This is a genomic window from Paenibacillus liaoningensis (assembly GCF_059609455.1).
Window position 1 is genome coordinate 17,477 of sequence record NZ_JCAALU010000015.1, and the last position, 21,957, is coordinate 39,433.

The window sequence follows — 21,957 nt, forward strand, 5'->3', positions numbered from 1 at the left end:
GGAGAATTAAATGGATAAAAGCCAAAACGGTAATGTTATATTAAGCGTCGTGATTGCTCTAGTCTTTTATTTAAGCGGATTCTTACTAAAGAAATATCCTCCAAAAGAAATCAATGTAACATATGGTTATAGAACATCAAGATCATTGAAAAATATTGATCTATGGAAAGAAGCAAACAAATATAGTGCGGAAATAATGAAGCAGTATGGGATCATATTTTTGATACTTGGATGTGTAATAAGTCTATTGTTTAAAGGGATATCCATAACGATGATATTAATAGGATTAATGATTTTATTTTTCGTTTTAATGTTTATAAGAGTAGAAAAAAGGCTTAAAGGAATGGAATTGAATAAGATAGACTAATGTTGCATGTAACTCTTAGGGTGCAAACGTCATCTAACATCGTATTCTAGTTGCGGGTCATGTGGCTCTTGGTATGGTCGAAATCGAGGAGCAGGAAGCGGATTCAACTGGACAATAACTATGAGCTGCGATCTGTTCTCTACATGTAAGACTCTCGGGTTTGTGAATACAAGAGCGTTAAGTAAAGGAACATATAACATTTTAAAAACAGAAGGGCTGACAATCAATGTCTAATGAAGAAAATAAAATTCCAGATCATCATAGTCCCCTTCGGCATATATTAAGCGAAGCACATGGAATATCTCATCATTCTATTGAATCTCTAGAAGAGGCTAAGAACTATGAAAATGCATATCTAATAATGGAGGGTGATTATGGGGGCGAAATATATGTAGTATGCCCTGTGAAAATAATAAGATGCAACTGGCAAACACTTAGTAAGCTTTTAGAAGATATAGATAATTTATATTGGAAAGATGAATATGGAAGAGGTATCTATTTTGAGTTCTTTAATAACGGAGATATAGTTTCTGGCGGTATGGGAGGGGGAGTGGCGACTAGTAGGCTTTGGGTGAATGAAGGATTACTCAACATACAAAATGAAATTTCTAAAGTCATATATGGAAAGAAAATAAGAATTAGTGTTAGTACTACATAGAAGAGTAGTATGTCATCTAACATTGAATTCACGTTACGGGTAATCTCCCTTGATCTGGAAGAAGTTCTAGGAACGGAAGTGTAATCAATTAGATAAACGCTGCGAGTCTAAGTCTGGCTACCCGTTTGAGTTGATCACTTGAGCTTCTCAGGTTCGTCATTACAAAAATTTCATTGGAAAGCAATGAAAATCAATTTTTTAAAACACATTATAGCTACAAGAAGGAATGATTACATGATGCAGATACAGAGAATCAAGGAAATCTCAGATCAAGAGGTATATCAATTCCTTTCTTACTGTATGAGTCCGAAACCGGAGCGAATTATTCATGAATGCAAAAACTATAAAACGCTAAAAAATCGAGATTTATATGGCGTTTATTTTGAAAATGAACTGACAGGAATTATCGGTTTGATCCATCATACATTGGAAACAGAGTTAAAACATATAGCCGTACATCCCAATCACAGAAATAAAGGGCTTGGCAGCAAATTGTTGGGTGAAATAAAGAGACTTTCGACATCAGCAGTGAGAAGTACCCTGGGGTAGAACGATTTAAATGTATATATAATTTTATGAAAGCATAACATCCACAGCATAATTTGGGAGGATCACTTGACTTCTTGTGAATTCTTCCAATGCCGCGGATAAGGGACTTTGGAAGTCTCTTGCAAGCTGCTCTGCCAACATATACAAGCGTTCTTTATTTGACTGTTCTGTCCTAATATCTTCTTCCCACTTCTCCTGCCATTGTTTAGCATCCCCCTCAATAACATGAAAGAACAATACTTATTCCAGCCTTCTCCATAATCAATTGTTTTGTCTCTCCGCGAAATGAACGCATTTTGTTCATCTTACCCTCCTCGAAATCCGACCGGTCGGTCGTCCAATTACGCTATGATTTCACTTAAATTTCAATGTAATAAAAATGAGGGACATGGTGCACAGGAAGCTCACCAGGATGTTCTATTGAAAACTGTGCTGTAGTGATATATAATGTACTGCAACGATAAGTACATTGTTGGGAAGTGAGCTTTATTGGAAATTATTATCAGCAGCAACTCGAGTAAGCCTATCTATGAACAAATCACAACACAAATCAAAGCGATGGTGATGCAAGGAGAATTAAAAACAGGCGATCCGATTCCGTCTATGCGCTCGCTCGCCAAGACGATTCATGTAAGTGTAATTACAGTGCAAAAGGCATATGAAGATTTGCAACGAGATGGGTTTATTGAAACGACAGTTGGACGAGGCAGTTTTATATCTGCACAGAACAGGGATTTTATACAAGAAGAACAGCAGAAAAAAATAGAAGAGTATTTAATGCTGGCTGCGGAAACCGCACGAACAAGCGGAATAAAATTAGAAAAGCTTACGGAGCTTTTAAGCATGTTCTACAAGGGGGACTAGTCGATGAATTATTGTTTGGAAGTTAAAAATCTATCGACGGCCTATGCCGGATCTCATTTTCATTTGGATAATGTTTCTTTTTCTGTTCCTCAAGGAAGTATCATGGGGTTTGTGGGTGAGAATGGAGCAGGTAAGACAACGACGTTTAGTTCAATTCTGAATACAATCAGGAGAGACAGCGGGAAGATCGAAATTTTTGGGGAGGAGATGACAGATGAACAACCGGACATCCGCAATCATATCGGGGTTGTTTTTGATGCCATTAATTTCCCGGGGGATCTCACTGCCGATAAATTAGCTGCAGTATTCAAAGATATTTATCAAAAATGGGACGATGATCTCTTTCAGAATCTAATTCGCAGACTTCAGGTGCCTGCTCACATCAAAGTAAAAGACTTGTCACGTGGCATGACGATGAAGTTGGCCACGGCAGTGGCTATGTCGCATGGAGCAAAACTGTTGCTGTTGGACGAGGCGACTTCCGGACTTGACCCTGTTGTCAGAGAAGAGATGCTGGATTTATTTTTAGAGTTTGTGGAAGATGAAGAACATTCTATTCTCATGTCTTCCCACATCACCAGCGACTTGGAAAAAATTGCAGATTATATCACATTTATTCACAATGGAAGAATCATTTTAACAGAGAAAAAAGATACGCTTTTATACAATTACGGGATTGCTCGTTGCAAATCGGAGCAGTTTCAGATTGTTGACAAGTTGGAGTATCTCGCATACAGGAAAAGAGGACTGCAGATCGAAATGTTGATCTCTGACAAAGCTAAGTTTGCCAAAAAGCATCGTGAAATCATCATTGATGATATAACCATTGATGAAATTATGTTGTTATTAGTTAAGGGGGATCAATAAATGAGGGGACTACTCCGCAACAATTTTTATTCCATGGCAAGCAATATCCGACTTTCCTTAATAATGGCTGGATTTTTATCATTGGTTCCTTTGGTTCTTAAGGAGTCGGCTGCGATTCCCATGATTTTGTCCATACAAATATTCCTGTTTGTTGTCAATACCGGTGCCTCGCTGCGAGTGGATGAAACTTCTAAATGGAACAAGTTTGAACTGACGCTGCCAATCAGGCGTCGTACGATTATTGGGGCGAAGTATGTGTCATTTACCTTACTAATCCTCCTTGGTGTGATGATGAGCTTGCTCACGCTTGGTTTTGTGTATGTTGCAGGTTTTGAACTCGATCCGAAGATTGTGATTTATAGTTATGGATTCGGGTTGACGTTGTCGATCACATTAGTGTCTTTGATGTATCCGATCATGTTGAAGATTGGCACGGAAAAAAATGAACTTGTCGTATTTTTCTCGGGCTTTGCTGCGATAGGGATGATGCTGGTACTTGCCGCGTTACTGGCCCCTGTTACAGGAGGCATGCAGCTTCGTCACCCGCTGGTTGGTATGATCTCTTCGTGTATGGCAACAATCCTGTTTGTCATATCCTACTTTGTGTCAGTCCACATTCATCGGAAGAAAGAGTTTAAGTAATGTAAGAGTAGCGCTGCCACTACTTCACGCGGAATCGTAGCTATAAGCAGGCACTCTTATTGAATGCAACCTACATCGGATGTTGGTAATTAGGGAGGGGAAATAATGAAGCCAATATCTATTATCGTAATTATTTTAACGGTAGGAGTATTCATTTTTTTAAAGACTTTTCAAGATTCAATTCCTAAAATTAATGAGCCAATAACTAATCTATTCGTATTTGTAGGCTTCGTAATTTTTGCTGTTATATATGGTGTTTCACGAATTAGAAAAAAATAGGCTCTTCACCGTTGGCAATGCAACGAGCAGGATATCATCATATGCAAGTCAGGTTTAGATGATAGACGCTAATTTAAAGATGGCTGCAACTATATAATAACCCGAAGGAAGTTGATTCAATTCATAACTATCCGTCATTCATCCTTGGAGAGTACTATTGTAAATCTATTGATTTTTGGAATGAGCATATTGATTTCTATAATAGGACTTTTGAAAGTGATTTCATGATTGAGTGGAAGCATTTATTTATTGAAATTTATCCGAAAACAGGTAATGAAATTAAAGGAGGATACTTTTAAAGACTCTAGAACTCGTTTCATTAAAAAATCCCGGTGATTGGCATGTATATTGGAATCATTTTTATGTGAAGATCTTAGGCATAGCCTATAATGTAACTCCGGTTGCGGACAGACTTGACCGCCGACGTGTGACCGAGCACCGCGTGCCGGGATGGCTTTGATGTGTGGGAGAATCATGATTGCGAGCTGGTATTCTGACAGGCGTGAAAATATATATAAACTTAATAGGAGGTGACCCTCATATGTTCTATGTAAATACGAGAGCATTTATTGAGAGGAATCGAAATAAGGGTACAGAAATTATTGTCCAGGTTCGCAATAAGAAAAATGAAGAAGCCATAGAGCTGCCTGGTGGAAGATTGGAACCCTATGAATCTATATTAACTGGATTAAAACGAGAGGTGCTGGAAGAAACAGGTTTGACTGTTACAGAAGTAGAAGGCAGTGAAAAGCGTATTGACACGGTTGGCATTAATTCTGATTTTGAAGTGGAATGCTTAGAGCCTTATTGTGTGTATCAGACCATTAAGGGACCCGTGGATTCAATAGGAATGTACTTTATTTGTAGAGCGGAGGGTCAATTATTATCTGTTGGAGATGAAACCTTACATATTCGATGGGAAGCTATTGAAGATCTTTATTTATTAATGAAAAATGACCCGCGCAAATTTTCAGATGTCGATCGAGCAGGATTGAAATATTATTTAAAACATAAGTTTGGAAAGCAATTTGAATAAGCGAGTATTCTCTCATAACCATATATTCGTACTTCGGCCGCGTACCGTTCAGAAAACGTATAGGGAGGAGATATAGAATGGATATCATCTTATGCAAGTCAGGTTTAGACGATTGGAAGAGTATTCATGCACAAATTTGATAAAACGATAACAGGGTGATTATATGTATGACTATGTAAGTGTATATTCGGATCAGCATTATAGTAAAAAGATTAGAACAGAAGTTATTGAAGCTTTTTTTGTTGAGACATTACATTTTGAACGAACCAGTCGATTAAAATTTTCTAAAATGATTTGCGGAGAGTTAGTTACTGCAAAAGGTATTTCTGCCAATCAGAATGGAAACTATGCTTTTGATACTTTAGATGATGTTAAGGAAATAAATTTAATTGAGATAGATATCCCCCAAGCCAGTACCGGGCAAATGGAAGACGAAATTGAAGAAATCGTATATGCGATAGCCAAAGAATTTTCATGGATCGTGGATTTACGAGAATGATTATGAAATGGAAGGGAGCTGGCCCAATGCTTGTCGTTCACTGGTCGCCAGTTAACAACACAAAAAATATTTTGAAAAATGGCATTACAAAAAGTCAAAACGGGGTGTACTGTTTTCCGGTAGACTATCAAATTGTATTAACGAAATCAATCGAGGCGAACCGAATCATTCGGGTTATACCGCCAACAGAGCAGTTCGGTACAATCTTATATAAAAACAAGAAACATAAATATGATAAGGGGCATTTGAAGGAAGCCCAGCGCTTCGACTAATGGCCCATATTTGGAGCATAAGGAGCTTTTATGGTCATTGAAATCAATGTTTTTCTCATCATAGGCATATTTATTGTGCTGATAGCGGGGTTTGTTCAAGGATTAACCAGCTTCGGTTTCGCGTTAGTGACTATGCCTTTTTTGGTGAAAATGATTCCGCTGCAAGAGGTCGTTCCGATCGTTGTCATCCTCAGTCTATGCACGAATATTATCGTACTCCTAAATAGTTGGCGGCATATCGCCATTCGAAAAATATGGATATTAATTCTATCGAGCCTATTGGCTGCGCCGCTAGGAACCTTCTTGCTCGTTTATCTCAGTGCAGACCTTTTAAAAGGCTTTACGGGAATATTAATTATTGCTTTTGCTGGCATACTGTTATCAGGGAAATCCTTCCCCGTCCGTAATGATAAAATTGCTTTTATACCGATCGGCATGACAAGTGGTTTATTAAATGGAAGCATCTCGCTCAGCGGGCCTCCGGTTGCGTTGTTTTTGTCCAATCAGGGATACAGCAAAAATGAATTTAGAGCCAACATAACCGTTTACGGCGTTATTTTAAACATGATCACAATAGGTACATTTTTTTATAGCGGCCTGCTGACTCCAAAAGTGATGATGTACACCTCGCTATTTGTTCCAAGCGTGTTAATCGGTGTTTTCATTGGCATTATAGCGATCAAAAAGTTAGATGACCAGCTGTTTAAAAAGCTGACCTTGTGGCTCATCATCCTCTCGGGGGTGTGGACGATTCTGGGTTCGTTGAAGTTCGTGTAGATTCTCTGAAAACATTATAAATTATACATGAAAATAGTCGTTATGATTTTGAAGTGAATACGAATATCAATACTATTACTGAATGTGTAAATAAAATTAAAGAATATATGCTGGCTAATCAACCTGCGGCTATAATAGAACTTAATTGAAAAGGATGAAAATATATGTCGACTAAGGGCTTTACGCACTGTCTTCAAATTTTTCCAAGCTCTGATATGAACAAAACAACAGCCTTTTATGAATTGCTTGGATTCAGAGCCGTTCGTTATCTTGGTTCAGAGGAACCACATATTTGTTTATATAGGGATCAAATAGAGATCGTTTTAACAAAATCGACTAAAGAAGCTATCGCACCTAATCGAGAAATTCATGGTTATGGATATGATGCTTATTTTATAACAAATAACCAAGAGGAAATGGAGAAAGATTTTAGAAAATTAGGAGTTACGATCGTGCGATCTTTGTCAACGACGGACTATAGCAATAAGGAATTTGTATTTGAAGATATAGATAGAAGATGGATTGCTGTTGGGAACAAACAGTAAGGGGCGAATCAATTGATTACGGTTAAAACTCAGATTGAGATTTCTGCACCTATTCAGGTTTGTTTTGACTTAGCAAGAGATATAGACGTACACACAAAAACAGTCTGGAAACACACAAAAGAAAAAGCCATTATGGAAGCTGCCTCAGAGACGATCGGATTAGGCCAAACCGTAACTTTTGAAGCTACTCATTTCTTAGTAAGGCAAAGGCTGACCTCGAAAATGACCGAATATCAAGAACCTGTTTTATTTGTCGATGACATGCAAAAGGGAGCGTTTAAAAGCTTAAGGCATGTACACGAGTTCAAACAACTAGGTGATAAGACTATAATGACGGATACGCTGTATTTTGAAGCCCCATTTGGGATGCTTGGAAAAGCAGTTGAAAGACTGATACTTAAGAAGTATATGCAAAAGTTTTTGGAGCATCGGAATCAACAATTAAAGATATGGATCGAACAACGTTAGGTGAAATCTGTGCAAGTAGCAAGGAGAAAAAATGAAAACAATTAATGACCTACAAACGAAACTATCAAGTCGCTTTGATGAATATGATCCTGATCAGGATGGAAATAAAAACACCAAATTTGCTGATATCATTATTGATGGCAGATCGCTATACCAGATGCTCAAAAAGAATGATATGGTTCCATCTCTAGGTTGGGGAAGCGAAGAGAATCAAAGGCAAATGATTGATTATTTTCTACTGAAAAAACAACACGAATATATGTATTCAAGATACCCTATACTAGTATGCCCTTGGTGCGGAGATGAAGAATGTGGTTTTATCTCCGTTAGAATCGAAAGGGAAGATGATATTGTTATATGGGAAGACTTCAGAAAAGAACCGGACAATCAACGTATTCAACTAGGGCCTTATTACTTCAAGTGGGATAAATATGAGAAAGCCATTAATGATACTTTTGGGACTGCAGGAATTCAATGATATTTTGTTTAGTAGATACGGGACAAAATATATATTTAACTGGAGTTGAACATGAAGGTATTTAGAAAAAAATTAATCTCTATTATTGTACATCATCGTTTGTTCATAGGTATGGTAAACGAAAGATCATATGATGTCGTGTTTCGAGCTTACTCTGGCAAACATCGAAATTCATTCATTGAGATCATTTTTGATTGGAAAGAATGCTATTATATAAATCTTTACAAGCCATTAATTAGATCTGTTTTAATTGATTACGGTTTGAAAGCGGGCTGGAATCCTGATCGGCCCAATCAAACTTTAATCATAAAGGACAGTAAACAGTTAATAGATGAATTATTACTAAGGGAATTATAATTTTGAAGGAAGGTAATTATTATGTGCAGATACGCCATGTATGGACCATATAAAGATATCTATGCTTGTTTTAGTTGTAGAAAAGTATTCAAGCAAACATCCGATCAAGAACTTAGCAAAGCCGAAATAGGGAATAGAGAATATAAATGTCCGCAATGCAGCGAAATCATGAAGGATATGGGGCATGACTTCCAGGCTCCTAAAAAAGATGATATTAAACAATGGATGAAAGTAGAGATTTTATATCGTAATGGATTTACTTATCACTCTTGCGGTTGTGGTGGCCCAGGTTATAGACCTGCAGCTTTATCCGAAGTGGAACAATTTTTGGAGAAAAATAAACAGTTCAGCTCAAATGGAGAAGCATTGTTAAGTAATTTAACAATGAGATACTAGAGCCATTTTTCACAATTTCTAATAAGATAAACAAGTCAGCAATGTTCAATAAGTGGAGCAGAAATGATGATAAACGAATTAAAACAATGGGCGATAAAATATAACATTGAAAAAACAAGCCTTGCAAGCTTTTGGTTGAGTTTTAACAACTATATTGAAGAAGATCCAGATGAATTTAGTGAAGTTTTTGGCGAGGAATTCGACCATGCATTTTTAACTGTTAAGATGGAAAGTGTAGCTCTATTCCTAGATAAGTGGGATGAAACAAAAGATAACGAACTGATTTCATACGGCTTTGATTATGCAGTATCCTATATTCCAATTGTATATAAAGCTGAAAAGATTGGATTATACAAGCTGCTTTTCACATTGGAAGGTGAAGTTTTTGACGATTTTTTCATTCTTGAATAAGGTTAATTAAATATATCAACAACGAAAGGCTTATTAATATTCTCAGTTTCATGGGATTATCTGAAGAAAACAACAGCCTGACTTATTGCTGTATTCATGTTTTTGACCGTGCCCAAGTCAGAGAACGTATATTTAGATATAATCAAAATAATAAATCCAAAAAAGCAGGAAGCCTTGTCACACAGGGGTTTCTGCTTTTTTTGTTTTTATGAGCACTTTGCTTAAAGACTCGTTTTCGGATCAACGTACTTGTAACCATATAGATAAAAAATAGGAATACACATCCTTATTATCCAATAATATGTTACGTATTGAGGAGGGAGACAGTTGTTTCCTTTGGTTGGTCATGCCTGCAAGAGCCTATCCTTAATTACAACGCAAGCTGGACTGATGAAGAAGGGAGGGACGGACGGACGGGGATTTTTATATCGTTGACTATGAGTAATTATGGTATCTGTTCTGCTTGTTGCGCAACCAAATAACATTAGCGGAGGTTTAGACATGCTTGCAAAAATGAAGAAATACGGCGTTTGCAGTTTAGCTTTTGTTTTGCTGACTACAATGGTTTTTACGGGATGGAGTGCTCAAGTATCGGCAGCAACACCCATTACATCCGATTTCAGGTCATTACAGGCTTCGCAAATCGTTCCCGAGATGGGAGCAGGATGGAACTTGGGCAATCAGCTTGAGGCGACGGTGAACGGTACACCAAGCGAGACAGCTTGGGGCAATCCTGTCATTACAACGGAGCTGATCAAAAAGGTGAAGGCAGCAGGCTTCAAGACGATTCGCATCCCCGTCTCCTACTTGAACCATATTGGAAGCGCTCCCAACTATACGATTAATACCGCATGGCTGGATCGAGTGAAAACGGTCGTTGACTATGCCTACAATGAAGGTCTATATGTTGTTATTAATATTCATGGCGATGGCTTTAATTCTATCCAGGGTGGATGGTTACTGGTAAATAGCGGAAATCAGGCGGCCATCAAGGAGAAATATGAACGTGTTTGGCAGCAAATTGCTAAGTTTATCAACTATGACGAGCGGCTTATTTTCGAATCGATGAATGAAGTGTTTGACGGTACTTACGGGAATCCGAATTCTGCATACTACGCAAATCTTAATGCATACAATCAAATTTTCGTAGATACAGTCCGAAAGACCGGGGGCAATAACAGTGCCAGATGGTTGCTGATTCCAGGCTGGAATACGAATATTGACTATACCGTTGGCAATTATGGCTTCGTCCTCCCAACGGACACGTACAGATCCTCCACAATCCCTATCTCGGAGAAAAGGATTATGATTTCGGTGCACTATTATTCCCCTTGGGATTTTGCAGGCGAGGAAAACGGCAATATCACGCAATGGGGAGCCTCTGCCACGAATCCTTCCAAAAAGTCTACTTGGGGACAGGAGGATTACCTGAACGCGCAGTTCAATTCCGTGTATAATAAGTTTGTGACTCAAGGCTACCCTGCTGTGATTGGCGAATTTGGCGCGATTGACAAAACCGCATATGATTCCACAAACAATGCGTACCGCGCAGCATTCGCCAAAGCCGTTACGTCAACCGCCAAGACATACAAAATGGTTCCTGTATACTGGGACAACGGCTACAATGGCCAGCACGGATTTGCACTGTTCAATCGTTCCAACAACACCGTAACACAGCAAGGCATTATTAATGCAATTATGCAAGGCATCCAATAACTGCTCATTGAACTTCATCGGTGAAATTGGCGTGTTCCTTGCAAAAGGAGCGCGTCGTTTTAAAAAAAGAAACAACCACAGCCGATATAAACAAGACAACGAAAAAGGTCGAACAGCTCTCAAAGGTAGCCTTTCCATTTAGTTTAATGATACATTTTTGTAGGCGATAATGTTCGGCCTTTACAAGTAGCTTCGTCAGCCAGCGCGTGAGTTGTAGCAAGCTGTGTTTCACCTTCGTTTCCAGCTTCACCAGCACGAGCAAACAGAAGGCGATGAGTGCGATCCAAATCTGGTTGGTAACGGCGTGCTCACTCGTCCCATAAAAATGCTTGATCTGTAAGTGCTGCTTCATCCACTTGAAAAAGGTCTCGATGGCCCAACGGCTGCGGCGTAGGCTATAGATCCACAAACAGGCAGAGCTCGGCTAATTACGCCGTGCTCTGCCTGTTTCTATCTGCAGCTAATTATCTAAGCTCTATTTAATTGTATACCTGCAAGCTTATACTTGTATTATAGCCGCTAACGAGAAATGAAACCTTATTGCTATAGGTTGCAAAAATATCATTTTTCCCAGTTCCGGCCATGACAGAGCCTTTCGTAAAAGTATTTATTGTCGTGTCACCTGTCTTGAGTGTCTCCAATATATCCGCAGATGCTGTCTGTACATCTTTAATCGAACTAGTGAAACCCCCTGCCGAGGCCCACCCTTCCTTCTTGCGACGCTCATCATCCTTAAGATACTCATTAAATTGAAGAATATCCTCATTCAGCAGGCGATGCAATTCCTCATATTCCTTCACATCAAACTCCAAAATGTTATCTTCCCCAATATTTTTCTCATAGAAGGCGGTTTGAATATTTTGGGCACGCATTAATAAGCTCATTGCGTAGTAACGAATCATGTAGTCTGAAGCTTTCAATGCTTCCATTTCCTCCAGCTTTGACTGCTCTGTTAATTTCTCTAAATCTTGGAAATATATCTCCGACAATGTTTCGTATTGCCCATACAGCTCGAATAGCTTAGCGTGAAGTGCCTTCCCTTGCTTCCAATCGTCTTGCCTATAGGTTCCCTCCTGATAATACTCTAAAGCCTCATCTAGCGTTTTCATAATGTCCGTCATATATGGAATCAGCTGTTTTATAGAATCGTCAACCGCACCGAAGGCAGGTTCACTTGAAGCCAATTTCATTGTTTCATTCATTGTGTCAACCGCATCCAGCCCAAACGGACTGCTGTTAAACTCAGTGAAGCCTTTTGGGATAACCATTTCTTGCTCCAATCCGAACTTGCGTACATAAACAGTCAGCAGTTTTTCAAACAATCCATCATTCATCGTATTTGCCAAATCGATATAGGCATTGTATTTCTTCGTTTCGAGTTCTTGCTCCGCTGAAGCATTCACAGCAGAACCGCTTGTACCTTCTGTTCCTATTGCTTCAGAAAGCGGGCTGCAGGCTGTCATCGTCATAATTGCTATAACCAAACCAATAACCATGAATCTACTCATTCTTTATTTCTCCCTTTATGTGTATTTACTTGTTGTTTATCGGCGATAAACTCATATTTGTTAATACATTGATAATAAAAATAGTGAATTTATTTATGGGGTTATTTATATTTGAATAAAATTGAATACTGATCTTCAATGGTAAACTATTATAGTGAAAAAATCCCACGTAAAAGCCGATTATATTAAAGTATGGTCCATATGGTTGCAAACCTATTTCGTGAAAGGAAGGTATAAGTGAAGCATTTAAAGGAAATCGTCACTCATGCTGCTGCTTATAATGAAGATGGCAGATACGAGGACGCAATAAAATTGCTTACCCCTTCTTCTGAGTTCAGCAGAGCTTTTTTAAGTCCGAAGGAAGAATGGTATTTGAATTTTCGTAAAATATACATATACATAGAAGCTCTGTTGCACACCGGGGAGGTGGCTGAGGCGAAGCAAGTCACGTCTTTGCTGCGGCAGCATGCAGTGAACGGACAGGAACGTTTTGGCCTGAATAAAGAGACGGATCAGTTGCTGCAGTTTATACAGGGGATTATACCGGCGTTTGATGCTGATCAGAATCAGTATGAGATTGTTCGTTCGTTGGGTTGGTTGATCTATGAAAATTCTCTGCCTGCAGATTTGAAAGGGCAGGCGCTGTATTATTTGGCACAGTCACATTATCGCGAAAATAATGTTGTAGATGCTCTTAATAGGCTGAAGGAGCTTCCGGAAACTGCACCTTCATCTTTTACAAGAAAGGTAGATGAACTACGTAAACAAATAGAGCAGCGAATGCTGCTTCATGCCAAAGAGCCTCGCAAAGAGCACCAAGCCTTTATAGAAATCGGCGAGAAGGAAAATGTCTGGATTATAGAGCTCCAACATAATTCACAAGGCACGATGCTTGCTGTTATGTACAGAGATGGTATTCTCAAGCTTCTGAATGCTGAAGATGGAGCAGAGATTGTCTCGTTTGAGGATAATGTGCCGCTTTACCGTGAGGAGAAGGCGGAAGAGGTTTGCCTTGCTTTTAGCCCGGACTCTCGTTATCTTGCGGTTGGGCTGGGTGTCGGTATTGTGAAGCTTTATGATGTCGCCAAGAGAAGACTGCATACTGAGTTTTTATATCCAGGTCTGGATTGGGAGCAACTGGAGCGCAATGCCTATTATGAGGAGTACACCCACGTCTTTTTTAGTCCAAAAGGAAGCTATTTAGTCATTGTTCCGACAGCCGGCAGTTACGATCCACAAGGAGATGATGGATATCCTATCCCTGAATATTATAAAACATTTTATGTGATCGATTTAAGCACCAGCAAGGTTATGCTGCAGCATACTTATGAAAAACAAAAAATTGCTGCTATTCAGATTAGTCCCGATGAGCAGCGGCTTGCTGTTGCCGTATTTGGTGAAACGATCGCCGTATGGCAGTTGGCTAGCGCACAGGTGATATTTAAACAGGATGATTTTTTGTGGCTGGGGCTTCCTTCTCATATGGGAATGATTCGTGCAATTGCGTTTACAGCCGATAGCAGCAGATTAGTTTATGCGACAAAACATCGTTCAATTAAGCGTGTACATCTTAACGCTGGAATGCGTGTGGAGACGCTGCAGCTAGAGGTCAATAAGGATTGTTGTGCTTTGCATATAGATGCTCAAGACACAGTTGTTTTTGCCGAATATAAAAGTTATACCCCTGCTGTGCTGCGGAAATGGAGAGAAGGGCAAAGCGAGGCGGAAATAATGTTTGAGTGTTCCCGACCTGTTGTAGAAGAAATCGTTGTAAACATGGAAATGGATGAAGTATGGGTGTACAACTCGCCTGACGTTGAAATCAGGAAGTATAGCACATCGGTCTTAATCAATAAATTTTCTCCTTATGAGTGGTCGTATTCCCGTTTTATGGTTTTCAATAGTGTATCCATCTGTGGTTCGGCGAGCCGAGCAGCGATAAGCTTTGAAACGAAAATTCGGTTGGTCTAAGGCGGATATGCGCCTGGAAGAAAGGGATGATCCTTGTATGAATCAGTTAAATCGCTTGTCTGGCTTAGCCGAAGAGTTTGTTGCGCAGTGCTATCATAGAAGAACGATAACCGATAGAACGACGCTGGCAAAGAGCCTTCAACAGCATGGTATCCCTGTATTCGCGGCTTTACTGGATTTTCAAGAGCAATATGGGGGACTTAGATATAATTTCGGATCGATAGCGTATCAAGGTACTACATTTAATGTATTAGGAAATGAACCAAATGGTAATAGGTATCCCAAACACCTATATGATAAGGGACAGCATTTAGTGGAATGTATTTATTATGATTATCGTGATGGCGGTGACTTCATAGGTAAGGATGGCAAGCTATATCGTTATATTCAGGGTACCTATTCCATTTTAGCAGACAGCGTTCAGGAGTTTTTGGAGAGTGAGGCTGTTAAATATGGGTTATTGCAAAAGCAAAAGCAATGGCTTGTAAAAACAGTATACGATTCTGATATTTCAAGATGGCTCTTAGATAATGAATTAGGACTTACTGAAATAAAAGAAGCGAGTGGAGCATATATCAAGTGGTGGAAAAGCTGCGATGGCAACATTTTTATTCATGAATATGATAAAGAAAGGCTCGGGAATGCCAACGCATATGTGGCGAATACAGTGGATTTACAAAGATTGTACAATAATAGTTGTCTGTCCATTCAAGGTTTTCCGTTCCATTGCTATTATAACATCGAAGCGAAAAGTGCCGAAATTGATAATGTAAGAGAGCGGTATTATTTTAATCATCAGCTGTACAACACCTGTGATTACTCCCGAATTCAAATTAAACAGGTGGAGGGGCCGGAAGATATATATTTGAGCTATTTAGGCGAAAAAGAATTCATGCTAAGACAGCCGATGTCTGATTTTCTAAATAAACTTCCTGTGCTCACTATACCCCTTACCGATTATGATGCAGACTTGGTGGATTTCGCCATTAAACAGGGCGATGAAAGTATATTAAAGCTCATATCCTATCTTACGAGATTAGAGGAAGCAGAAGATACAGGAAGACGAACGGTAGCGGAAAGCGATGTAGATATGCTGTATGTCAGTGAATATTTTCGTCGTTTGGTTCAGTTTAGTGAAAAGATGGGAATTAAATCGCATCCTCTTTACTTTCATCCTTACGAAGCGGCAGGAATTAGCTATGAGCTTACGGCTGAGGATTGGTATCCTCAATTGAAGCAAATGAAACTTACCCAAGCTCAAAGGGCTTGCAAGTACACGTTATTGTATATGAAGCTGGCGGAAGAGGGAAATGAAGTGGCGGCACAGGTGTATCCAATATACGAGCCTCTGCTTATGTTTTATATTTTAGGGGGATGTTTCAGAAAAGAGCATGGTTTTATTGATGTTGGCACCTATGCTTTTCATCAATCCGGGTGGCAGTCTATGGCTGCGAAACATCCGATTGATGTCTACAGCAATACGATTGGCACCTACAAAAAACGGTATTTAGGACATGCCGTAAGGAAAATCGGCAAAATCCATTGGGGTGAGAAAAAAGGGGAACTCTCTCATTTTAACGGGAATTCGTTGAGTTGGTGGATTGAAAATGTAGGAGCAGCACCTGCTTTTTTGTTTAAGGCAAAGGAGCTTAATATAGATTACTCGCCAAATGTATTTTCTTTGTGTCCGGATATGATACGGGTGGAGCGTACTCTGGTACAATGGATTTGTGAAAGCTACTTACAGTGGGCGTCTTTAGTAGATAATCGAAACCCTGAAGCTATGAAAAATCCATGTCTGTATGATCCGTTTATTGAATTGTTTAGGAATGAGAATGAATTAGCCGTTATGGAGAAAAAGATCATTGATTTAATCCATCTGATGGAGAAAGAACCGATGATCAGTTATGTAGAAGCATTGAAACGGGAGAAATTTTCTTTGTAATAATAACTCTAGAATCAATCATACAACATTAAATAAATCAACAACGAAAGGGTGAGCAGCCATGTTATGCATTTCTGTCGAAAACATTCAAACGCTCAATAATAAAAATAAACCAACGAACGAAAAGGATGGTTCTTGATTGAAAATTAAAAATAGCAGCCATGTACCTGTACGATTTTTCATTAATGACGATATAAAGCTTGAGAAAAATGCGTTGGCAGAGCTGGACCAGCTCCTAACGGTAAATGAATCGGTCGAAATGCTGAAGCAGCAGCAGACCGGCTATTTTTCCAATGCGGATGCCAAGATCGAAGAAGTTGCGATTACGCCGGACTTCCATAAAGGAAGCGGTATCCCGATAGGCACAACCCTCCTTACAAAAGGCTTCGTCATTCCCCAAGCTGTAGGCAACGATATTAACTGCGGCATGCGGCTGTACACGACCTCGCTTCAGGAGGACGACATTCGTTCTAATCTCAAAAAAATTGAAGCCGACATTCGCCACATTTTCTTCGAAGGCGGCCGTAACATCCCGATGACAAGATCGCAGCGCGAAGCGATTTTCAAAGAAGGCTTAGTGGGTGTTTTGGCATCGCAGCAAGGGAGCAGTCGCCAGGGACTGTGGGATTTTTATGATGCGAGGCAGCAAGAGCAAGACCTTGCCAGAGTCAATCGTTCCGGCTCGTTCATTGCAGGCGAAGTAGACGGACTCGACAGCTTTCTGGGCAGCTCAGAGCTTTCCTATGACAGCCAAATTGGCTCTATTGGCGGCGGGAACCATTTTGTCGAGATACAAAAGGTAGTAAATATTCGCAATCATGCCTTGGCTAACGAGTGGAACATTAAGCACGGCCAAGTGGTCGTGATGATTCACACAGGCTCCGTATCCATTGGACATCATGCAGGTGTAAATATAAAGGAAATGCTGAAAGACATTTATCCTGCATCATTAAAGCATCCGAGCAATGGCATCTATGTGCTGCCGCAATCTGAGCGCTATGCGCTGCAATGGAAGCGTTATTGGAACCTCCTTCATAATGCGGCTAATTTTGCTTTTGCGAATCGCTTGTTTTTGGGACTCATGCTGCAAAAAGCATTGCATCAAAGCTTGAAGTCGTTCGATTATAAATTACTGTACGATGCGCCGCATAATTTTGTTTGGGAAGAAACGATTGATGGCAGCGCGGGTTTTATCCACCGCAAGGGTGCCTGTACTGCAAAGTCGGCAGAACAAATGATGAATACGCCTTTCCAATATACGGGGGAGCCTGTATTCATCCCGGGATCAATGGGCGCAAAAAGCTATATTCTTGCAGGACTCGGCAATCGGGATAGTCTGTTCAGTGCCAGCCACGGTGCGGGCAGAAGTCTTTCCCGAGGCGACTCGATCAAGGTGGATAATGCTTTATTTCGTGAATTTATTGCCAAGTTTAATGTGGTTACGCCGATTGATCCGAACCGCAACGATATTAAGTCGAGGCCGGATATTTTGAAGAAGTGGGAAGAGGAATTAAAGAAAGAAGCTCCTTATGCCTACAAGGATATCAATGCCATTATTGAATCCCATGAAGAACACGGCATGGCCCAAGTCGTAGCCGAGGTTGAACCGATTTTAACGATTAAAGGTTAGTTTTGAGTCCAAAAAAACCGCCTGTCAAATGTCTTATGACAATGACAAGCGGTTTTTTAATGTTACAAGATGTTACGAGGCGTTACAAGATGTTGCATGTGCTGCAAATCCAAGCTTTAAACAGCTCGAGCAATCAGCGCAGCCAGCACTTTTGCCCCTTTTGCCGTCAGATGAACACCATCCTGTGAAAAATAGTCGTCTTTCCCCGAGCTGGCAGCGTGCCAGTCAACAAGTACCATATTCTTATTATCTTTAGTTGCTTTGGCTAGAGCATCGTTGACGATTTGCTCCCATGGACGGGGAACACGTGTATTCACTAAAATAATTTTTTTATGGTCCTTAAGCAGCTCGGAAATTCGCGCAAGCTGCTTGCTTGCAAAAGCGCCATTCGTTCCCAGCTCTATAATAACGGTGTCGCCAAGCTTGCCGTTTTTCTGGAGCTGCTCAAGGATAGGCGGAGCTTGGGACATTTGTCGGCCAATTTGACCGTCTACCGCTATGCCCGGAACGAGTTTTTCCAAAGCGCTCTGAATGTCGAGCATGACGGAATCGCCAATTGCGGTTACCTTCGATTCAGCTTGTGGAGGCTGCTCCTCATGCTCAGGCGCCCGCTTGACTCCATCCTCACCCGACTCGCTCGGTTTAACAGACGGGCTCGGCTCGGTGCTTGCATGGGTGATCGCTTCGCCGCTTCCTTCCGGGCTTGCCACTGCACTTGGCTCCCCGCTTGGCGACGGCTTCTGCTCGGGTGCGCCCGTGCTGGGCTCGCTCGGTGCAACGCCCGTACCAGCCCCAGAGCTCCCTTGCCCAGCGGGCTCCGTCTCCGAACCATCGGCATTCCCCGCGGCATAATTACCCGACGCCTGAACATGTGAGAACGGTTTATTGCTCCAGATCGACGCTAACCCATCCATTCGGAGCGCATACGACATCGTGACGACTAAGCAGACGCTGAAGAAAGCGATAAAGGCTCTTCGATAGGAATGGGCGGCCATCCAACTGGGGAATTGCTTGCACAGCTTACTAATGCTTCCGTGACGAAGGGGCTGCTCAACATATTTATAGGATACGGTGGCAAGCACAAGCATCAACACAACTTGCAGGCTTAGGCGCATAACCGAAACTTCACCCGTATCAACAGCTGGGCCCGTCAAAATAACGACCGGATAATGCCATAAATATAGCCCGTAAGAGCGAACGCCGATAAACCGTAGCGGCGGAATCGAAAGCAAACGGCCAATTCGGCTGGCTGGATGCGCCGCTGTCATAATGAGCAGCATGGACACAACGGACAGCAGCAGCATGCCCCCCAAATATAAGAAGGGCTGATATTCGTTCGTATACCAAAAAGCTAGCAGCGTTAGGAGCAGTGCCGTTCCTCCAATGATATCCAGCGTAAGCCGCGCTTCATTGGATACGCGTGGTTTAAGCTTATGAAAAGGCCATATCAAAGCTAGCACCGCCCCCATCAGCAGGCCGAACATGCGCGTATCGGTTCCATAATAAACACGGCTAGGATCGCTGTCAGGCTCGTAAAGCCATGCCATAGCAGTAGCCGATAATAGTGTCAGCACAAGTATGCCCAGCAGCAGCGCACGGCGCCGTTTCAAAAAACGCAGCCCTACTAAGAGCATAAGCGGCCACACCAAATAAAACTGTTCTTCTACAGCAAGCGACCATAAATGGCCGAGCGGCGAGGCGGGGCCAAAGCTTTCGAAATAAGAAACGTTATGTAAAATGAGCCACCAATTGCTCACATATAGCAGTACGCCGGGCAAATCGGTTAAAAAAGGAGACCAATGCGGATAAGCAAACAGCAAGGTCGCTGACCCGGTGACCGCGATCATAAACAGCATGCCGGGAAGCAGTCTTTTTGCCCTGCGGGTCCAAAAAGCTTTCAAATCTATTTTTCCATGTCGTTCTAGCTCATGCATTAATATACTAGTGATCAAATAACCGGATAGGACAAAAAAGATGCCTACGCCGAGCAGTCCGCCGGGCATCCATCCGGGATGAAGATGATACACAATAACCGCAATTACGGCGATTGCTCTGATTCCGTCAAGCCCAGCCCTGTACGTTTTATTTCCTGATTGCTCGTCTACATTTCGTGCCATATGTCCTTGTGACTGCCTGCGGTTGTCCATTTTGCCTCTTACCTGCCTATGTCTAATTTTGTTGCACAACATCTGAATCGAATGAGGGCTGTTACCTTTATTATCATAATGATTATAAAAAAATGCAAAGGATAAAAAGTTACAAATCAGGTATTGAAATTGTGATCTTTTACCATGCAACTATTTAGACATAAGATTCGTTTTGGTGGATGAAGGGTATTAAGAATACAGAATCATAATGTTTATTACACCACCTACGAAGCAGGAGGACATTTATAATGAAAACATCCAAACGATCGATCTCCAAAGGGAAAAGCATGATGGCAGCAGCGGCAATTGCAATTGGTTTGGCTACGGTACTGCCGAGCGCGCAAGCTGCGGATCAGGCAGCAGGTCAGGATTTGTTCGGCGGCAAGCCAGCAGGCGACAGCGCGTACCATTTTAGCGATATTCAATTTTTAAATGCAACGACGGGAAGGGCGGCCGGAAATGGCTTTCTAATCGGGACATCCGATTCAGGCTCCCATTGGCAGTCGATTTATAAAGGAACGTGGCAGTTTGCACAGCTCGACTTCATCTCCAATACGACGGGCTGGGCGCTAGCTAAATCTGCAAGCAATGGTCCGAACGCTTTACTATTTACGACGGATGGCGGAAGCAAATTTACGAAGCTGCCTACAGGCAAGCTTCAGCTGCAGCGTATTCATTTTATAGATAAAAATAATGGCTTTGGTTATACGAATGCCTTTGCCTATAAAACGAAGGATGGCGGGAAAAGCTGGGCGAAAATCGCAACCACGGCAAACACGCGCTATGCGGAGTTTGTGAATGACAAGCAAGGCTGGGCGCTAGTCATCCTGCCGGGACTCGGCTATAACTTGTCGAGAACGACGGACGGAGGCGTGACCTGGACAACTTCGCTCCATGTGAAGGCGGACGAGCTGAGCGGCGGTAAAATCGTTGCTGATGGCACTCAAGTCTGGGCGCAATTTAATGGCGGAGCTGGCATGTCGCAGCAATCGTATTCGGTGTATGCTTCGGCTAACAACGGTGCAAGCTGGCGCAAAGTCATTAGCCAAAGTACAGCGGGCGGCGGCAAAGCGCCTGGCGAAGCAAAGGGACTCGTAACTCAAGGGCCGGCATCACCGGGCGGACATCCGAGCGACCTTGAGCTTGTGGGTGGAACAGCGATTTTGAGCGCTTATTCCCCAGCGGCGCAGCGCATTGGAATCGGACGTTCCTCCAATGGCGGGCAAACCTGGTTTGCGCCGTCCGATACGGTCGGTTATGCCAATACGATCTCGTTTACGAGCACCTATGTCGGGTTTATGGCGGATACGAGCCTGAATTCACCAGCGATCTATAGCACGGTGGACGGCGGGAAAACCTGGTATACGAAGCTTGAAATTCCGACTAAGCCATAAGCAGCATTAGAGCCTATTTAGCATTTGCAAAATGGCGAATTTTATAACACAGCCGCTTGCCGAACAACATCATCAGGCAGCGCCCGTTTGGACCAACAAACCTCTTGGCAAATCGCCAAGAGGTTATTTTTTTGTTCTTCTCTTGGTACGTGGATTCCAATTCAAACATAAATTTACACAT

At 41.5% G+C, this 21,957-nt stretch carries 24 protein-coding genes; 20 read left to right on the forward strand and 4 right to left on the reverse strand.

The genetic code is table 11. From position 1 onward, the window contains the following. Window positions 1-10 precede the first annotated feature (10 nt). From AC6B99_RS22845 to AC6B99_RS22855, 3 genes are all read left to right on the forward strand, one after another. Complete coding sequence (locus AC6B99_RS22845) at window positions 11-367, forward strand: SdpI family protein (protein WP_496664305.1); 357 nt, start codon at window positions 11-13, stop codon at window positions 365-367. Between the two features lie 226 nt (window positions 368-593). Next, complete coding sequence (locus AC6B99_RS22850) at window positions 594-1,025, forward strand: hypothetical protein (RefSeq protein ID WP_496664306.1); 432 nt, start codon at window positions 594-596, stop codon at window positions 1,023-1,025. Window positions 1,026-1,259: 234 nt separating this feature from the next. Continuing rightward, complete coding sequence (locus AC6B99_RS22855; RefSeq protein ID WP_496664307.1) at window positions 1,260-1,574, forward strand: GNAT family N-acetyltransferase; 315 nt, start codon at window positions 1,260-1,262, stop codon at window positions 1,572-1,574. A 24-nt stretch (window positions 1,575-1,598) separates the two neighbouring features. On the opposite strand, the gene AC6B99_RS22860 is transcribed toward AC6B99_RS22855, so the two are convergent. Beyond that, complete coding sequence (locus tag AC6B99_RS22860) at window positions 1,599-1,811, reverse strand: TetR family transcriptional regulator C-terminal domain-containing protein (RefSeq protein ID WP_496664308.1); 213 nt, start codon at window positions 1,809-1,811, stop codon at window positions 1,599-1,601. A 252-nt stretch (window positions 1,812-2,063) separates the two neighbouring features. Here AC6B99_RS22860 and AC6B99_RS22865 point away from each other — a divergent pair, with 252 nt between their 5' ends. The 13 genes from AC6B99_RS22865 (at window position 2,064) to AC6B99_RS22925 (ending at window position 11,181) form a co-directional block, all read left to right on the forward strand. Then, window positions 2,064-2,438, forward strand: a complete 375-nt coding sequence (locus AC6B99_RS22865; RefSeq protein WP_056041156.1) for a GntR family transcriptional regulator — start codon at window positions 2,064-2,066, stop codon at window positions 2,436-2,438. A 3-nt stretch (window positions 2,439-2,441) separates the two neighbouring features. Continuing rightward, complete coding sequence (locus AC6B99_RS22870) at window positions 2,442-3,305, forward strand: ABC transporter ATP-binding protein (RefSeq protein WP_496664309.1); 864 nt, start codon at window positions 2,442-2,444, stop codon at window positions 3,303-3,305. Continuing rightward, the gene (locus tag AC6B99_RS22875) at window positions 3,306-3,947 is read left to right on the forward strand and encodes an ABC-2 transporter permease (RefSeq protein ID WP_046232804.1); all 642 of its coding nucleotides are present in this window, start codon (window positions 3,306-3,308) and stop codon (window positions 3,945-3,947) included. 820 nt (window positions 3,948-4,767) lie between these two features. Then, window positions 4,768-5,262, forward strand: a complete 495-nt coding sequence (locus tag AC6B99_RS22880; protein WP_494863263.1) for an NUDIX domain-containing protein — start codon at window positions 4,768-4,770, stop codon at window positions 5,260-5,262. 163 nt (window positions 5,263-5,425) lie between these two features. Continuing rightward, window positions 5,426-5,761 carry a hypothetical protein gene (locus AC6B99_RS22885; protein WP_056041162.1) on the forward strand — a complete coding sequence of 112 codons (336 nt, stop codon included), beginning with the start codon at window positions 5,426-5,428 and terminating at the stop codon, window positions 5,759-5,761. Further along, window positions 5,758-6,033: a hypothetical protein gene (locus AC6B99_RS22890; RefSeq protein ID WP_056041164.1), complete on the forward strand. Its 276-nt coding sequence runs from the start codon at window positions 5,758-5,760 to the stop codon at window positions 6,031-6,033. Before AC6B99_RS22885 ends, AC6B99_RS22890 begins: the two co-directional genes overlap by 4 nt. Window positions 6,034-6,063: 30 nt before the next feature. Next, a complete protein-coding gene (locus AC6B99_RS22895) occupies window positions 6,064-6,810 on the forward strand; it encodes a sulfite exporter TauE/SafE family protein (protein ID WP_496664310.1) in 747 nt (248 codons plus the stop codon). 164 nt (window positions 6,811-6,974) lie between these two features. After that, window positions 6,975-7,355 (forward strand): VOC family protein, encoded by a 381-nt coding sequence (locus tag AC6B99_RS22900; protein ID WP_496664311.1) that lies wholly within the window; start codon window positions 6,975-6,977, stop codon window positions 7,353-7,355. A gap of 12 nt (window positions 7,356-7,367) precedes the next feature. Further along, window positions 7,368-7,823, forward strand: a complete 456-nt coding sequence (locus AC6B99_RS22905; protein ID WP_056041173.1) for an SRPBCC family protein — start codon at window positions 7,368-7,370, stop codon at window positions 7,821-7,823. Window positions 7,824-7,854: 31 nt separating this feature from the next. Then, window positions 7,855-8,301 (forward strand): oxidoreductase, encoded by a 447-nt coding sequence (locus AC6B99_RS22910; protein WP_496664312.1) that lies wholly within the window; start codon window positions 7,855-7,857, stop codon window positions 8,299-8,301. 378 nt (window positions 8,302-8,679) lie between these two features. Next, the gene (locus AC6B99_RS22915) at window positions 8,680-9,054 is read left to right on the forward strand and encodes a hypothetical protein (RefSeq protein WP_494863250.1); all 375 of its coding nucleotides are present in this window, start codon (window positions 8,680-8,682) and stop codon (window positions 9,052-9,054) included. Between the two features lie 63 nt (window positions 9,055-9,117). After that, window positions 9,118-9,465, forward strand: a complete 348-nt coding sequence (locus tag AC6B99_RS22920; RefSeq protein ID WP_494863248.1) for a hypothetical protein — start codon at window positions 9,118-9,120, stop codon at window positions 9,463-9,465. A gap of 501 nt (window positions 9,466-9,966) precedes the next feature. After that, complete coding sequence (locus AC6B99_RS22925; RefSeq protein WP_496664313.1) at window positions 9,967-11,181, forward strand: glycoside hydrolase family 5 protein; 1,215 nt, start codon at window positions 9,967-9,969, stop codon at window positions 11,179-11,181. 4 nt (window positions 11,182-11,185) lie between these two features. Here AC6B99_RS22925 and AC6B99_RS22930 read toward each other — a convergent pair whose 3' ends face one another. Both AC6B99_RS22930 and AC6B99_RS22935 read right to left on the reverse strand, forming a co-directional pair. After that, complete coding sequence (locus tag AC6B99_RS22930) at window positions 11,186-11,590, reverse strand: transposase (protein WP_496664314.1); 405 nt, start codon at window positions 11,588-11,590, stop codon at window positions 11,186-11,188. 70 nt (window positions 11,591-11,660) lie between these two features. Continuing rightward, window positions 11,661-12,689: a DUF3829 domain-containing protein gene (locus AC6B99_RS22935; RefSeq protein ID WP_494879526.1), complete on the reverse strand. Its 1,029-nt coding sequence runs from the start codon at window positions 12,687-12,689 to the stop codon at window positions 11,661-11,663. 372 nt (window positions 12,690-13,061) lie between these two features. Between AC6B99_RS22935 and AC6B99_RS22940 the strand changes: the two genes are divergently transcribed. The 3 genes from AC6B99_RS22940 to AC6B99_RS22950 all read left to right on the forward strand — a co-directional run bounded on the left by AC6B99_RS22940 (window position 13,062) and on the right by AC6B99_RS22950 (window position 18,235). After that, window positions 13,062-14,660, forward strand: a complete 1,599-nt coding sequence (locus tag AC6B99_RS22940; RefSeq protein ID WP_496664315.1) for a WD40 repeat domain-containing protein — start codon at window positions 13,062-13,064, stop codon at window positions 14,658-14,660. After that, on the forward strand, window positions 14,635-16,605 hold the full coding sequence (locus AC6B99_RS22945) for a hypothetical protein (protein ID WP_496664316.1): 1,971 nt from the start codon (window positions 14,635-14,637) through the stop codon (window positions 16,603-16,605). The genes AC6B99_RS22940 and AC6B99_RS22945 overlap by 26 nt, the downstream gene beginning before the upstream one ends. Window positions 16,606-16,744: 139 nt before the next feature. Further along, complete coding sequence (locus tag AC6B99_RS22950) at window positions 16,745-18,235, forward strand: RtcB family protein (protein WP_496664317.1); 1,491 nt, start codon at window positions 16,745-16,747, stop codon at window positions 18,233-18,235. Window positions 18,236-18,351: 116 nt separating this feature from the next. Here the strand turns inward: AC6B99_RS22950 and AC6B99_RS22955 are convergent, their stop codons facing one another. Next, complete coding sequence (locus tag AC6B99_RS22955) at window positions 18,352-20,382, reverse strand: acyltransferase family protein (RefSeq protein ID WP_496664318.1); 2,031 nt, start codon at window positions 20,380-20,382, stop codon at window positions 18,352-18,354. A gap of 248 nt (window positions 20,383-20,630) precedes the next feature. Here AC6B99_RS22955 and AC6B99_RS22960 point away from each other — a divergent pair, with 248 nt between their 5' ends. Further along, entirely contained in the window at window positions 20,631-21,776 is a 1,146-nt protein-coding gene (locus tag AC6B99_RS22960) for a WD40/YVTN/BNR-like repeat-containing protein (RefSeq protein WP_496664319.1), read from the forward strand. Window positions 21,777-21,957: the final 181 nt, after the last annotated feature.

What these genes read in the sequence shown, in the direction of transcription:
- AC6B99_RS22875 (WP_046232804.1), top strand. Translation starts at nt 3,306, where the DNA reads ATGAGGGGACTACTCCGCAACAATTTTTATTCCATGGCAAGCAATATC.
- AC6B99_RS22955 (WP_496664318.1), bottom strand. Translation starts at nt 20,382, where the DNA reads ATGGACAACCGCAGGCAGTCACAAGGACATATGGCACGAAATGTAGAC.
- AC6B99_RS22910 (WP_496664312.1), top strand. Translation starts at nt 7,855, where the DNA reads ATGAAAACAATTAATGACCTACAAACGAAACTATCAAGTCGCTTTGAT.
- AC6B99_RS22915 (WP_494863250.1), top strand. Translation starts at nt 8,680, where the DNA reads ATGTGCAGATACGCCATGTATGGACCATATAAAGATATCTATGCTTGT.
- AC6B99_RS22885 (WP_056041162.1), top strand. Translation starts at nt 5,426, where the DNA reads ATGTATGACTATGTAAGTGTATATTCGGATCAGCATTATAGTAAAAAG.
- AC6B99_RS22850 (WP_496664306.1), top strand. Translation starts at nt 594, where the DNA reads ATGTCTAATGAAGAAAATAAAATTCCAGATCATCATAGTCCCCTTCGG.
- AC6B99_RS22845 (WP_496664305.1), top strand. Translation starts at nt 11, where the DNA reads ATGGATAAAAGCCAAAACGGTAATGTTATATTAAGCGTCGTGATTGCT.
- AC6B99_RS22870 (WP_496664309.1), top strand. Translation starts at nt 2,442, where the DNA reads ATGAATTATTGTTTGGAAGTTAAAAATCTATCGACGGCCTATGCCGGA.
- AC6B99_RS22960 (WP_496664319.1), top strand. Translation starts at nt 20,631, where the DNA reads ATGAAAACATCCAAACGATCGATCTCCAAAGGGAAAAGCATGATGGCA.
- AC6B99_RS22855 (WP_496664307.1), top strand. Translation starts at nt 1,260, where the DNA reads ATGATGCAGATACAGAGAATCAAGGAAATCTCAGATCAAGAGGTATAT.
- AC6B99_RS22925 (WP_496664313.1), top strand. Translation starts at nt 9,967, where the DNA reads ATGCTTGCAAAAATGAAGAAATACGGCGTTTGCAGTTTAGCTTTTGTT.
- AC6B99_RS22895 (WP_496664310.1), top strand. Translation starts at nt 6,064, where the DNA reads ATGGTCATTGAAATCAATGTTTTTCTCATCATAGGCATATTTATTGTG.
- AC6B99_RS22900 (WP_496664311.1), top strand. Translation starts at nt 6,975, where the DNA reads ATGTCGACTAAGGGCTTTACGCACTGTCTTCAAATTTTTCCAAGCTCT.
- AC6B99_RS22935 (WP_494879526.1), bottom strand. Translation starts at nt 12,689, where the DNA reads ATGAGTAGATTCATGGTTATTGGTTTGGTTATAGCAATTATGACGATG.
- AC6B99_RS22880 (WP_494863263.1), top strand. Translation starts at nt 4,768, where the DNA reads ATGTTCTATGTAAATACGAGAGCATTTATTGAGAGGAATCGAAATAAG.
- AC6B99_RS22920 (WP_494863248.1), top strand. Translation starts at nt 9,118, where the DNA reads ATGATGATAAACGAATTAAAACAATGGGCGATAAAATATAACATTGAA.
- AC6B99_RS22890 (WP_056041164.1), top strand. Translation starts at nt 5,758, where the DNA reads ATGATTATGAAATGGAAGGGAGCTGGCCCAATGCTTGTCGTTCACTGG.